12 protein-coding genes are annotated in these 12,697 nt (G+C 60.7%); 8 read left to right on the top strand and 4 right to left on the bottom strand.

From position 1 onward, the window contains the following. Positions 1–11 precede the first annotated feature (11 nt). Positions 12–1,112 (bottom strand): alkene reductase, encoded by a 1,101-nt coding sequence (locus FUU19_RS00725; protein WP_202670220.1) that lies wholly within the window; start codon positions 1,110–1,112, stop codon positions 12–14. Positions 1,113–1,491: 379 nt separating this feature from the next. Between FUU19_RS00725 and FUU19_RS00720 the strand changes: the two genes are divergently transcribed. Both FUU19_RS00720 and FUU19_RS00715 read left to right on the top strand, forming a co-directional pair. Continuing rightward, positions 1,492–2,658 (top strand): MFS transporter, encoded by a 1,167-nt coding sequence (locus FUU19_RS00720; protein ID WP_025304822.1) that lies wholly within the window; start codon positions 1,492–1,494, stop codon positions 2,656–2,658. Between the two features lie 184 nt (positions 2,659–2,842). Continuing rightward, positions 2,843–3,079 (top strand): DUF4282 domain-containing protein, encoded by a 237-nt coding sequence (locus FUU19_RS00715; protein WP_019452598.1) that lies wholly within the window; start codon positions 2,843–2,845, stop codon positions 3,077–3,079. 51 nt (positions 3,080–3,130) lie between these two features. Here the strand turns inward: FUU19_RS00715 and FUU19_RS00710 are convergent, their stop codons facing one another. Together FUU19_RS00710 and FUU19_RS00705 are read right to left on the bottom strand one after the other, a co-directional pair. Further along, positions 3,131–3,880 (bottom strand): NAD-dependent epimerase/dehydratase family protein, encoded by a 750-nt coding sequence (locus FUU19_RS00710; protein ID WP_230489533.1) that lies wholly within the window; start codon positions 3,878–3,880, stop codon positions 3,131–3,133. Positions 3,881–3,973: 93 nt separating this feature from the next. Continuing rightward, the gene (locus tag FUU19_RS00705) at positions 3,974–4,837 is read right to left on the bottom strand and encodes a LysR family transcriptional regulator (protein WP_141971750.1); all 864 of its coding nucleotides are present in this window, start codon (positions 4,835–4,837) and stop codon (positions 3,974–3,976) included. Positions 4,838–4,951: 114 nt separating this feature from the next. Between FUU19_RS00705 and FUU19_RS00700 the strand changes: the two genes are divergently transcribed. The 4 genes from FUU19_RS00700 (at position 4,952) to FUU19_RS00685 (ending at position 10,773) form a co-directional block, all read left to right on the top strand. Then, positions 4,952–5,710 (top strand): SDR family NAD(P)-dependent oxidoreductase, encoded by a 759-nt coding sequence (locus FUU19_RS00700; protein WP_230489507.1) that lies wholly within the window; start codon positions 4,952–4,954, stop codon positions 5,708–5,710. A gap of 260 nt (positions 5,711–5,970) precedes the next feature. Beyond that, entirely contained in the window at positions 5,971–7,833 is a 1,863-nt protein-coding gene (gene bglF / locus FUU19_RS00695) for a PTS beta-glucoside transporter subunit IIABC (RefSeq protein ID WP_141971745.1), read from the top strand. A gap of 14 nt (positions 7,834–7,847) precedes the next feature. Then, positions 7,848–9,251: a glycoside hydrolase family 1 protein gene (locus FUU19_RS00690; protein WP_230489506.1), complete on the top strand. Its 1,404-nt coding sequence runs from the start codon at positions 7,848–7,850 to the stop codon at positions 9,249–9,251. A 151-nt stretch (positions 9,252–9,402) separates the two neighbouring features. Beyond that, complete coding sequence (locus tag FUU19_RS00685; RefSeq protein WP_430726434.1) at positions 9,403–10,773, top strand: carbohydrate porin; 1,371 nt, start codon at positions 9,403–9,405, stop codon at positions 10,771–10,773. Here FUU19_RS00685 and FUU19_RS00680 read toward each other — a convergent pair whose 3' ends face one another. After that, positions 10,774–11,373, bottom strand: coding sequence for an HD domain-containing protein (locus FUU19_RS00680; RefSeq protein WP_025304829.1), 600 nt, complete (start codon positions 11,371–11,373; stop codon positions 10,774–10,776). A 95-nt stretch (positions 11,374–11,468) separates the two neighbouring features. Between FUU19_RS00680 and FUU19_RS00675 the strand changes: the two genes are divergently transcribed. Beyond that, positions 11,469–11,933 carry a MarR family winged helix-turn-helix transcriptional regulator gene (locus tag FUU19_RS00675; protein WP_230489505.1) on the top strand — a complete coding sequence of 155 codons (465 nt, stop codon included), beginning with the start codon at positions 11,469–11,471 and terminating at the stop codon, positions 11,931–11,933. A gap of 160 nt (positions 11,934–12,093) precedes the next feature. Next, complete coding sequence (locus FUU19_RS00670) at positions 12,094–12,519, top strand: organic hydroperoxide resistance protein (RefSeq protein ID WP_004934114.1); 426 nt, start codon at positions 12,094–12,096, stop codon at positions 12,517–12,519. Positions 12,520–12,697 lie beyond the last annotated feature (178 nt).

Below are 12,697 nucleotides of genomic sequence, written 5' to 3'. Positions count from 1 at the left end.
GTCGGCGATCGTTACCCGATCGTCGGGTAATCGGTGTAGCCTTCCCGGCTGCCGCCGAAGAATTTCTCTTTGATTGGCGCATTCAGCGCCAGCCCGTGCTGCAGGCGGTGAGGCAGATCCGGGTTGGCGATGAACGGGCGGCCGAAGCCGATCAAGTCAGCCCAACCTTTGGCCAGCGCTTCTTCAGCGCGTTCAGGCGTGTATTTGCCCGAGTAAATCAGCGTGCCGCGGAAAATCAGGCGCAGCGACTCTTTGAACGCCGCCGGCATCACCGGGGCATCATCCCAATCCGCTTCGGCGATGTGAATATAAGCGGCGCCGATATCGTTCAGCACGCTGGCCGCCGCCAGATAGGTGGCTTCCGGGGTATCGTCCTGCGAGCCCATCAGGGTGGTCAGCGGCGCCAGGCGCACGCCCAGTTTCTCTTTGCCGATGGCGTCCGCGACTGCCTGCGCGACTTCCCGCAGGAAACGCAGGCGATTTTGCAGTGAACCGCCGTATTCGTCGTCGCGCTGGTTTTCCCGCGAGTCGATAAATTGATTGATCAGATAGCCATTCGCACCGTGCAGCTCTACGCCGTCGAAACCGGCGGCGATGGCGTTGCGTGCCGCCTGGGCGTAGTCGTTAACGATCGCCGGGATTTCTTCCCGCGTTAAGGCGCGCGGTGCGGAGTGTTGCACCATTTCACCCACGCCATGCTCCGGCCCGCGACCTTCGACATCCACGAACACCTTGACCCCGTCGGCCTGGATGGCGGAGGAGGAGACCGGCGCGGCGTGGTCAGGCTGTAAAATGGTGTGTGACACGCGGCCGACGTGCCAAAGCTGCGCGAAGATCTTGCCGCCGGCCTGATGTACGGCGTCGGTCACTTTTTTCCAACCGGCGATGTGTTCCGGGGAGTAAATGCCGGGCGTCCAGGCATAACCCTGGCCCTGCTGGCTGATCTGCGTGCCTTCGCTGACGATCAGCCCGGCGCTGGCGCGCTGCGCATAATATTCAGCCATCATGTCGGTGGCGACGTCGCCGGCACCGGCCCGAGAGCGGGTCATTGGCGGCATGACGATGCGATTGTTCAGCGATAAACCGTTTAAAGAATACGAGTCAAAAAGCATGGCGCTTCCCTCTATGTGAATTAGGTCGTCGGGCGTTGATGTTTTACTGAGGCCATTATATTTCGTCGTTTAATTCTAAAAACGCGCACAATAACAAAACACTTTTGCTCTGTGTTCAATAGTTGCGGCAGCCGCCGATGGGTCGGTATGGCGGCTTGCACAGGTGGTGAGAATGAACCCGATGTGCGCTCGGGCGACGGCGGCTATTGCTTGTCGGCACGTTGCTGAGATAGAGTCGGCGGCTGTTTTTCCCCACGATTTTTAACAAAATCGCAAAAGTCTTTTAGCCTCCTGCCTGCTTATCTTTGGTGTGATCAATGTCATACTTTTGGCATCTTAACTTTCCCGCGCTTCGGCAGCGGTTAACCGGAGTTGTTGAATGAAAATTAACTTTCCCTTATTAGCCCTGGCGGTGGGGGCGTTCGGCATCGGCACGACCGAGTTTTCCCCGATGGGGTTGCTGCCGACGATCGCCAAAGGGGTGGATGTCTCCATCCCGATGGCCGGCATGTTGATCAGCGCCTACGCCGTTGGCGTGATGGTCGGCGCACCGCTGATGACGCTGCTGCTCTCGCACCGGGCGCGCAGAAGCGCGCTGATCTTCCTGATGGCGATCTTTACCCTGGGTAACGTGCTGTCGGCCATTGCGCCTGACTACACCACCCTGATGCTGTCGCGCATCATCACCAGCCTGAACCACGGCGCTTTCTTTGGTCTCGGTTCCGTGGTGGCCGCCAGCGTGGTGCCGAAGGAGAAACAGGCCAGCGCCGTGGCGACCATGTTTATGGGGTTGACCATCGCCAATATCGGCGGGGTGCCTGCTGCGACCTGGCTGGGTGAAACCATCGGCTGGCGCATGTCGTTCCTGGCCACCGCAGGGTTAGGGGTGATCGCCATGTTGGGGCTGTGGTTCTCGTTGCCGAAAGGCAGCGCCGGCGCGCGCCCGGATGTGAAACGCGAACTGTCGGTATTGGTACGCCCGCAGGTGCTGTCCGCCTTGCTGACGACCGTGCTGGGCGCGGGCGCGATGTTCACGCTCTATACCTATATCTCGCCGGTATTGCAGCACATCACCGATGCGACGCCGCTGTTCGTGACGTCCATGCTGGTGTTGATCGGCGTCGGTTTCTCCATCGGCAACTACCTGGGCGGCAAATTCGCCGACCGTTCCGAGAGCGCGACGCTGAAGGGCTTCTTGCTGCTGTTGGTGGTTATTATGCTGGTGATCCCGTTCCTGGCGCGCAGTGAAATCGGCGCGGCAGTCAGCATGGTGATTTGGGGGGCGGCGACCTTTGCCGTGGTGCCGCCACTGCAGATGCGCGTGATGCGCGTCGCCAGCGAAGCACCGGGCCTGTCGTCCTCGGTCAACATCGGTGCCTTTAACCTGGGCAATGCGCTGGGCGCCGCCGCCGGTGGTGCGGTGGTCTCCGCCGGGCTGGGATACAGCTTCGTGCCGGTGATGGGCGCAATTATTGCCGGATTGGCGTTGCTGCTGGTGCTGTTCACCCACCGTCAGGCCGAAAAAGTGGCCTACGCCAGCAACTAAGTTGTACCTGCACGGCGGAACTCTCCGCCGTGCAGATTTTTAGCGTAAGTATTCGGGCGAAGGATCGTCTCTATTTATGTACTGTAATAGGGGCTTAGCCGCTATCATTACCCATGTATATGCATGGTGGCCGCTTGCACGGCCCCTCTGGGATAATGAAAGACCTGCCTAAGGAAAGATCCACATGAGAAATATCTTCTTCTTCGACGCGATGCTCACGCCAAAAATCATCACCGCCGTTTACTGGCTGGCGCTGTTGGGTGTGTTGATCAGCGGCATCGGCATGATGTTCTACGGCGAGTTCTTCCGCGGCCTGTTCGGCATCATCGTCGGCGGCGTGTTCGTGCGTGTGGCGTTCGAGATGATCATCATCGCGTTTAAAAATAACGAATACCTGCGCAAGATCGCCGAAAAACCGTAATGCTGCCCCAACGCCGGGTTCCTCCCGGCGTTGTTTCTCTTTCCGCCCAGGCTATTCAAAGCCGAGCAGGCTGAACGCATCGTCCTGCGGGGTGTAACCCAGCAGGCGACGGGTCTCTTCCAGCGATAAACGTTTGTAGCGGTTGTTGGAAACCCCGTGCACCACCGCATATTGCACCCCTTCGACACGAATGCAACGCTCCAACAGATCGGCGGCGTCGCGATGGCTGAGAAAAGCGCTCATGTCGCGGGCGCTAAGCTGTTCGCCCCGGCTCAGGGTGGTGAAGTTGGCGATGCGCACCGACAGGGCGGAAAGCCCTTCCTGATGGGCGAAATAGGCGGCGATGCCTTCGCCGAAGGCTTTGCTGGCGCCGTACAGGTTTTTCGGTTTCGGCGCGTCGTCCGGGCGGATTTGGTAATCGAGCGGGTAGCCTTCCACTGCCTGCGCGCTGCTGGCGAACACCACCCGGCGGCAGCCGGAGTCTTTCGCCGCGCGGAAGATATTGAAGGTGCCGAGAATGTTGTTGTCCATCAACGAGCTGCAGAAGTCGGCGTCGGGGGAGGGGTCGGCCGCCAGGTGCAGCACGGTGTCGATATTGGCGCAAGCCGCGCGGCAGGCGTCGAGATCGGCGATGTTGAAGCTGATGACTTCGTCGCCGGGCCGCAGATCGCGCAGCAGGCTGATGTCGCGTTCCGCCAGGCGCAGCGCGTAGCGGTCGCCCATCGCCTGACGAAACGCCGTGGCTACCCGGCCGCCGGCGCCGGTGATCAAAATCCGTCCTACATCAGTACGCAACACCATGGTGACTGCCATCCCTACTCTCGATTAAGCGTTGACCAGTAATAATCCCCCGCGTGACTTTTGTCCAGTATTTATATTAGTCATTCTGATGCTTTATGCCGGCAATGGGCACGTTTTGCCGAGCGTTTCGACCAGGAAATTCATCACCGCGCGCACGGCAGCGGTGCGCGCTAAATCGGGATACGTCACCAGCCAAAGCTCGCGCGTTGGCGCGGCGTTGGCCGTGGGCAACGCGACCAGATCCGGATCGCCATCGGCGACGAACGTCGGCAAAACGGCAGCACCTAGCCCCGAACGCGCCGCTTGCTGCAGTGAAAACAGATCGCTGGCCTGAAAGACCACCGGACGGCCCTGCAACAGCTGTTGCAGCCATTGCTGATGCGGCTGCTGCCGATAGTGATGGTCATAGGCGAGAAAGCGGCGCGCCGCGTCGGGCAGTGCGGCGTGCTCCGGTGCGGCATACAGCGCGTAGCGCATCATGCCGATGCGCTGCGTCAACAGCTCCGGTTGCTGTGGGCGCACCATGCGCACGGCGATGTCGGCTTCACCGCGATCCAGCTCGGCGAGCGCCGATTCACCCGACAGCGTGACGACGATTTGCGGGAAAGCCTGGTTAAATGCGGCGATGCGCGGCGCGAGAATATGCGCGGCGATCGACGGCGGCGCACTGATGCGCACCCCGGCCTGTGGCGTTGCGCCGGCGCTGCGCGCATGGCGGGCGATAGCCTGACTTTGCTCCTCGATCTCCGCCGCCAGCCCGGCAATCGCCTGCCCGTCCTGGGTCAAGGGCGTGCTGCGCGGCAGACGCACGATCAAACGCAGGCCGAGCGCCTGTTCCAGCGCCGCTACGCGTCGCCCGACGGTGGCGTGATCGCAACCCAGCTCCCGCGCTGCCGCCGACAACGAACCGGTACGCGCCAGCGCCATGAAGTGTTTTAAATCCTGCCAGTCAAACATCGGTGAATTCCTGCACATTGATGATGAGATTTTAGGGAATATTCACACGAATAACGGTGTGATTCAATGTGTGAACGTTTCCTTTTAAATTGAATTATTCAATTAGGATTTCTTATGAATTTGCAACTGCAGCAACGCACGGCATTGGTCACGGGCGCCAGTGAAGGGATCGGTGCCGGCATGGTCAGAGTATTGGCCGCTCAAGGGGTCACGGTGGTGGCTACCGCACGACGCGGTGAGCGGCTGCAGGCGCTGGCGGATGAGGTAGAACGGCAAGGGGCGGTGCGCCCGTGGGTAGCCGTTGCAGACGTGACCGACCCTGAGGCGATAGCCCAGTTGGCGGCGCAGGCGCTGCATCAGGTGGGGACAGTCGATATCCTGATCAACGCGGTCGGCGCGTTTCACCCCACAACGCTGAACGACAGCGATCGCAGCTGGGATGACGCCTTTGCTTTGAATTTCACACCGGCCCGGCGGTTGACCCAGGCGCTGTTGCCGGCCATGCAGGCGCAAGGCTGGGGCCGGGTGATCAACATCAGCGGCTCGATGGAGCCGCGCAGCCTGAGCGCCGCCAGCGCCGCCAAGGGCGCGCTGCATCTGTGGGCCAAAGGATTGGCCGGCGACGTGGCTGCACAGGGGATTACCGTCAATACGCTACAGCCGGGGCGCATCAACAGTGAACAGATCCGCGAGCGCTTATACGCTTGCGATGAAGCACGCCAGGCGTTCATTGCGCAACATATCCCGATTGGCTACTTCGGCGAACCGGAAGATATGGCCTATCTGGCGGCGTTTCTTTGTTCCCCGCTCGCGCGATATATCACCGGCGCGGTGATCCCGGTAGATGGCGGCATGCATTATTTCGCGCATTGAGGCCGTTTTGCCCCCGCGATCACAGTTCGGCAATTTGCTGATGCAAAGGCTTGCCCCGGTAAAATCCACGGTGTTAACGTCATAGCTCAACCGATTTAGGGTTGTTACTGCTGCGGCAGGCAAAACCTAAACCTCGCGTTTCTGTTCCCCGATAGGGCAGAGGCCGCGAGGTTTAGGTTTTTTTTTGCGCCGAATTCCGCCTCAGCGCCAGGCCAGTGCGGGGAGGGGAGCGGCAGAACGCGAAGTCTAAGGATAACCGTATGAAATATGACACATTAGCCAGTGAGATTTTGGCCGGCGTCGGTGGCCGCGACAATGTGAAAAGCCTGGTGCACTGCGCCACCCGCCTGCGTTTCAAGCTGCGTGACGACACTCGCGCCAACGCGGCAGCGCTGAAGAAAAACCCCGGCGTCATCATGGTGGTGGAGAGCGGCGGCCAGTTCCAGGTGGTGGTGGGCAACCACGTGGCGGAGGTGTTCGACGCGGTTAACCGGGTCGGCGGATTGGCCGAGGGCGCGCCGAGCGACGACGCGGGCGGTAAAAAAGACAGCTTGCTCAGCCGCTTTATCGATCTGGTGTCCGGCATTTTTACCCCGCTGCTCGGGGTGATGGCCGCTTCGGGGATCCTGAAAGGCTTCCTGGCGCTGAGCCTGGCCTGCGGCTGGCTGCTGGAGAGCGGCGGCACCTTCAAAATGCTGTTCGCCGCCAGCGACTCGCTGTTCTACTTCTTCCCGATCATGCTCGGCTACACCGCCGGGAAAAAATTCGGCGGTAACCCGTTTGTCACCATGGCGATCGGCGGCGCGTTGACGCATCCGCTGATGATGGCGGCGTTCGAAGCGGCGCAGCAGCCGGGGGCGGTGCGCGAATATTTCTTCGGCATTCCGCTGACCTTCATCAACTACAGTTCGTCGGTGATCCCGATCATCTTCGCGGCCTGGGTATCCTGCCGCCTGGAGCCGTTGTTTAATCGGGTGATCCACAGCGCGCTGCGCAATTTCATCACGCCGCTGCTGTGCCTGGCGATCACCGTGCCGTTGACCTTCCTGCTGATCGGCCCGGCGGCGACCTGGCTCAGCCACCTGCTGGCCAACGGCTATCAGAGCATTTACGCCTTTAACCCGATCATCGCCGGCGCCTTTATGGGGGCGATGTGGCAGGTGTGCGTGATCTTCGGCCTGCATTGGGGATTGGTGCCGTTGATGATCAATAACCTGAGCGTGCTGGGGCGCGACACCATGGTGCCGCTGCTGCTGCCGGCGGTAATGGGGCAGGTCGGCGCCACGCTGGGCGTGATGCTGCGCACCCGCGACGCCAAGCTACGGGCGCTGTCCGCTTCGGCCATCGGCGCCGGGATTTTCGGCATCACCGAACCGGCGGTGTATGGGGTCACTCTGCCAAACAAGCGCCCGTTCATTTTCGGCTGCATCGGCGGCGCGCTGGGCGGTGCGGTGATCGGCTACTTCCATACCTCGGTCTACTCGTTCGGCCTGGTGAGCGTATTCACCTTCGCGCAGATCATCCCCGGCGGCGGCATCGACGCCACGGTATGGGGCGCGATTGGCGGCACCCTGCTGTCGTTCGTGTTCGCCGCGCTGGCCAGCTATCTGTTCGGCGTCGCACCGGCGGAAGAGACGGTGCAGCCTGAAGCCGCCGCGCCGCTAAACCGCAAACAGGCCATCCTCAGCCCGATCGCCGGCGATATCGTGCCGCTGGATCAGGTGAACGACGCGACCTTCGCCAGCGGCCTGCTGGGGAAAGGGGTGGCGATTGCGCCGCAGCAGGGGCGCGTGGTGGCGCCGGTCAGCGGCAGCGTGGCGTCGCTGTTCAAGACCAAACACGCCATCGGTATTGAATCGGACGACGGTGCGGAGATTCTCATCCACGTCGGCATCGATACCGTGAAGCTGGACGGGGCGCATTTCACCGCCCACGTGCGGGAAGGCGAGCGGGTCGCCCCGGGCGATCTGCTGATCGAGTTCGACCAGGCGGCGATCCATGCCGCCGGCTATGACACCACCACGCCGATCATCATCAGCAACAGCGATGACTACGTGGACGTGTTGACCAGCGGCCTGTCTCCGGTGCAGGAACAGGCGCCGCTGCTGACTTTATTACGTTAATTGAGGAGCAAGCGATGAACGGCAAGTTTCCGCAACATTTTCTGTGGGGCGGCGCGGTAGCGGCGAACCAGGTAGAAGGCGCGTATCAGGCCGACGGCAAGGGGCTGTCGACCTCCGATCTGCAGCCGCAGGGCATCTTCGGCGCCATTACGCCGCGCATGGCGGGCGACAGCGGCATCAAGGACGTGGCGATCGATTTCTATCATCGTTATCCGGAGGACATCGCGCTGTTCGCCGAAATGGGCTTCAAGTGCCTGCGCACCTCGATCGCCTGGACGCGCATTTTTCCGCAGGGCGACGAAGAGATGCCGAACGAAGCCGGGCTGGCGTTTTACGATCGGCTATTCGACGAGATGGCGAAGTACGGCATTCAGCCGCTGATCACGCTGTCGCACTATGAGATGCCTTACGGCCTGGTGAAGCACTACGGCGGCTGGGGCGATCGGCGCACCATCGATTTCTTCGAGCGCTATGCGCGCACCGTGTTCGAACGCTATAAGCACAAGGTCAAACATTGGCTGACCTTCAATGAGATCAACATGTCGCTGCATGCGCCCTTCACTGGCGTCGGCCTGCCGCAGGAAAGCGACAAGAGCGCCGTCTATCAGGCGATCCACCATCAGCTGGTGGCCAGCGCCAGAGCGGTGAAGGCCTGCCACGAGATCGTGCCGGAGGGCAAAATCGGCAACATGTTGCTGGGCGGCATTCTGTATCCGCTGAGCTGCAAGCCGGAAGATCTGCTGGAAACCCAGCGGCAAAACCGCGACTGGCTGTTCTTCGGCGATGTGCAGGCGCGCGGCTATTATCCGGCCTATATGCAGCGCTTTTTCCGTGAAAACGGCATCCAGGTGGCGATCACTGAGGAAGATCGGCAAACGCTGTGCGAAACCATCGATTTCATCTCGTTCAGCTACTACATGAGCGGCTGCGTCACCGCCGACCCGGCGCAGTTCGAGACGGCGCGCGGCAACATTCTCGATATGGTGCCGAACCCGCACCTGGCCAGCTCGGAGTGGGGGTGGCAAATCGATCCGATCGGGCTGCGCTACCTGCTCAACGTGCTGTATGACCGCTATCAGAAGCCGCTGTTCATCGTCGAGAACGGGCTGGGCGCCAAAGACCGCGTCGAGGCGGACGGCAATATCAACGACGACTACCGCATCAACTACCTCAATGACCATCTGGTGCAGGTGGCGGAAGCCATCGACGACGGCGTTGAGGTGATGGGCTACACCAGCTGGGGGCCGATCGATTTGGTCAGCGCCTCGAAGGCCGAAATGTCGAAGCGCTACGGCTTCATTCACGTCGACAGAGACGATGCCGGCAACGGCAGCCTCGAGCGCCGCCGCAAGAAAAGTTTCTACTGGTATCGCGATGTGATCCACAGCAACGGCGCCAGCCTGAAAGACCGGCGCTAATCTCTAAGCCCGGCGGCAAGCGCCGGGCGTTAACCTAACGTTATTCGCTGCTGTTCATGATGGGAAATTCTCTCCCAGGGAATGCTGTTGCCCGCAGTCAGCCGTTATGCGGAGAAATATAATAATGATGAAAAGCTTATTACCTCGTTCCATGACTCTGGCGGCGCTGGCGCTGTGGTGCAGCCAGGCGCAGGCGGAAACGCTGCAAACCGGCAAGGACGTCGAAGCCCCCACCGCCAAATGGGAAGGGGTGGCGCTCGGCTTTGAGCCGCCGCAGCCCGGGCTGTTGGGGGATATGCTGGGGATCAGGCCGATCCTGGAGGATCACGGCTTCCACTATAATCTCGGCTACCTCAGCCAGCTGTCGTATAACGCCGGCGGCGGTTACAACCACGATAAACAGGCGTCGTACATCGACCAATTCTCGCTGACCTTCAGTCAGGATCTGCAGGCGCTGACCGGCATTCCGGACGCGGCGATCGAAGGCAATATCGTCAACCGCAACCATGACAATAACCTGACCCGCGATCGCTTGCAGGATCCGCGCGTCGGCCTGACCGATCTGTCGCAGGAGAGCTTTGGCGGGCAGTCGATTACCCGCCTGGGCTGGCTGACCTTCAGCCGTTCCTTCCTCGAGCAGCGGCTGCAGTGGCGCATCGGCATGATGAACAAGGTGCAGGATTTCGATCAGATCATCCCCTGCGATTTTCAGACGCTGACGCTGTGCGGCGGCAAGTCTGCCAACTCGTTGACCTGGTACAACTGGAACGTGCATTACTGGGGCACCACGCTGCAATACAAGCTGACCGATGGCCTGACGCTCAAGGGCGGGGTGATGGAGCAGAACCCGAGCGCCCCCAGCCGCAGCCACGCCTGGAGTTGGTCCACCAAGGGCAGCAAAGGCTTCCTGTTGCCGATGGAGCTGGAGCTGAAAACCCACGCCGTCAACCAGCTGCCGGGGGTGTATAACCTGGGCGTGCTGTTCACCAACGCGCGCCAGAGCGATCTTTATGAAGGGGTGTCCGGCGGGCCGGGCGCCAGCGATCCGCAGGGTTATCGCAACCACGATCGCACCTGGTTCCTGTATACCGGTTTTAACCAGCAGGTGACGCGCCATGCGGATGACGTCAACCGCGGCCTGAGCGTGTTCTACAGCCTGGGCCTGGGGGATCAGCGCAGCAACTACCTGCACTGGTCTACCTCGACCGGCATTCGCTATCGCGGGCTGTTCGATGCGCGGCCGGACGACTGGCTGGGGCTCGGTGTCTCGGTGGTGAAACTGAGCGACCGCTACAAAGACAATCAGCGTTATCTCAACCAGATGAGCGGCATCAGCGATTATCACGATCCGAACTACCGGCCGGTGCCGGGCCACTCGGTGACGGCGGAGCTGTATTACCGCGTTAACGTCACGCCGTGGCTACAGCTGCAGCCGGGCCTGCAGTATTGGCATCACCCGGCGGGCGTCAGTGAGACGCAGGACGCCTGGGTGACGGCGTTGAAAACGGTGGTGACCTTCTGATCAGGCCGCGTCGCTCTCGCGGTAGCGCCGGCGGGCGTGTTCGAACCAGCTGGCCGGAACGTTGTGCGGTGGCTGCTGCAACCTGAGCAGCCCCTGTTCAACGATATGGCTGGCCTGGCGCCACAGCGTCGGGTCGCCTTCGGTCAGTACCTCCAACAGGCGCTGTTTCTCGATCAGGTAGGTCTGGGCGAAGTGGCTGTCGTAGTCCAGCAGCGAGCGGGTGTTGTCGATCAGATCCGCCAGCTTGATGGTTTTGGCCTGCGGCGACGCGCCGGCGCTGTGGCGCCGATCGCGGTTTTTACGTTCGAAGCGGTTGCCGTCCTCGGCGTGGCTGACGTTGGTCAACATCCGCACCAGCTCCGCCACCTTCGGCCCGAAATGGCTGTCGATATCGCCGAGGGTGGTGGGCGTGTCTTCCACCGTATCATGCAGCCAGGCGGCCGCCAGCATCTCTTCGGTGTGCGGCACGCTGCGCACCAGCTCCATCACCGCCTGCGGGTGGACGATGTACGGATCGTCGGTGTATTTGCGGCGCTGATCGATGGCCGCATGCGCCTTGGTGGCGTAGCGGCGCGCGCGTTCTACAAGCGTATTCGTCATTTCCTTTCCCTCCGAGCATCCTCTGCATAAAAAAGGTAGCATACCTCACAAGAAATAGCTTGCGATTACATCGTGCGCTATCTATATTCATACACATGAAAAGCACCGAGACCGAACAACCCAAGGCGAAGAACCTGCTGCAGCTCGATCAGCAGCTCTGTTTCGCGCTGTACTCCGCCAATCTGGCGTTGCACAAAGTCTACCGCCAGCTGTTGAGTCAGCTCGAACTCACCTACCCGCAATACCTGGTGATGATGGTGCTGTGGGAGCGCGATCGGGTGACGGTATCGGATATCGGCGAGCGGCTATTCCTCGATTCCGCCACGCTGACGCCGCTGCTGAAGCGGCTGGAAACCGCCGGTTTGCTGGTGCGCTATCGCGCCACCACCGACGAGCGGCAGGTGATCATCGCCCTGACCGAAGCCGGCCGCGCGCTGCGCGAGCGGGCACAATCGGTGCCCGAGGCGGTGATGTGCGCCACCGACTGCAGCCTGGACGAGATCGTCTCGCTCAAACAGCAGCTGGAAAAGCTGCGCGGCAGCCTGATCGATCAGATTTGACCCGCCGCCGCCGGACGCAAGAACGGCGCGGGTGGTCTACACTGGTTAATAAGTGTTAAAAATAAGTAGTGCGCGATTTAATCGCAAAAGATAAATATGTGACCGGCTTTACCTCGTGGAAGCCGTAGTCATCTCGCCAACCAGCAAGAAGGAATGAACGATGTCTATTGAGAAAGTGGTTTACCGCGCTCACGCCACCGCAACCGGCGGCCGCGACGGCCGTGCGACCTCCTCCGACGGCGTGTTGGACGTGAAACTGGGCGTGCCGAAAGAGATGGGCGGCGCCGGCGGCGAAGTCACCAACCCCGAGCAGCTGTTCGCCGCCGGTTACTCCGCCTGTTTCCTCGGCGCGTTGAAGTTTGTCGCGGCGAAGGAAAAGGTCAAAATCCCGGCCGAAGCCAAGATCGACGGCACCGTCGGCATCGGTGAAATCCCCAACGGCTTCGGCATCGAAGTGCAGCTGGATATCTCGCTGCCGGGCATCGAGCGCAGCGTGGCGGAAGATCTGGTGAAAAAGGCGCACGTGGTGTGCCCATATTCCAACGCCACCCGTGGAAATATCGATGTGACTCTGAACGTTAAGTAAGATTTTTGCCGATATCTGGAAAAAATGGAGGGTTTGTCCCTCCATTTTCTTGTGTGCCCTGCCTGAAAATCGCTCAAAAAAACGGTAAATTTTGTCCGTTTTGTGAGAATTCTCTTGATTATTACCCGCAAAATAACGCTTATTGCCGGTTGGCTGAACCAGAAGCCGCAATCAGTGT

Source organism: Serratia montpellierensis, from assembly GCF_020858655.1.
Lineage (GTDB): Bacteria > Pseudomonadota > Gammaproteobacteria > Enterobacterales > Enterobacteriaceae > Serratia > Serratia montpellierensis.
The sequence above is the reverse complement of the archived record's forward strand: the minus strand, read 5'-3'. Positions and strand labels throughout refer to the sequence as shown.

Bases quoted from the DNA above. Each gene is read 5' to 3' on its own strand.
- FUU19_RS00670 (WP_004934114.1), top strand. From the start codon at position 12,094: ATGTCTATTGAGAAAGTGGTTTACCGCGCTCACGCCACCGCAACCGGC.
- FUU19_RS00690 (WP_230489506.1), top strand. From the start codon at position 7,848: ATGAACGGCAAGTTTCCGCAACATTTTCTGTGGGGCGGCGCGGTAGCG.
- FUU19_RS00725 (WP_202670220.1), bottom strand. From the start codon at position 1,112: ATGCTTTTTGACTCGTATTCTTTAAACGGTTTATCGCTGAACAATCGC.
- FUU19_RS00680 (WP_025304829.1), bottom strand. From the start codon at position 11,373: ATGACGAATACGCTTGTAGAACGCGCGCGCCGCTACGCCACCAAGGCG.
- FUU19_RS00675 (WP_230489505.1), top strand. From the start codon at position 11,469: ATGAAAAGCACCGAGACCGAACAACCCAAGGCGAAGAACCTGCTGCAG.
- FUU19_RS00685 (WP_430726434.1), top strand. From the start codon at position 9,403: ATGACTCTGGCGGCGCTGGCGCTGTGGTGCAGCCAGGCGCAGGCGGAA.
- bglF (WP_141971745.1), top strand. From the start codon at position 5,971: ATGAAATATGACACATTAGCCAGTGAGATTTTGGCCGGCGTCGGTGGC.
- FUU19_RS00710 (WP_230489533.1), bottom strand. From the start codon at position 3,880: ATGGTGTTGCGTACTGATGTAGGACGGATTTTGATCACCGGCGCCGGC.
- FUU19_RS00720 (WP_025304822.1), top strand. From the start codon at position 1,492: ATGAAAATTAACTTTCCCTTATTAGCCCTGGCGGTGGGGGCGTTCGGC.
- FUU19_RS00700 (WP_230489507.1), top strand. From the start codon at position 4,952: ATGAATTTGCAACTGCAGCAACGCACGGCATTGGTCACGGGCGCCAGT.
- FUU19_RS00705 (WP_141971750.1), bottom strand. From the start codon at position 4,837: ATGTTTGACTGGCAGGATTTAAAACACTTCATGGCGCTGGCGCGTACC.
- FUU19_RS00715 (WP_019452598.1), top strand. From the start codon at position 2,843: ATGAGAAATATCTTCTTCTTCGACGCGATGCTCACGCCAAAAATCATC.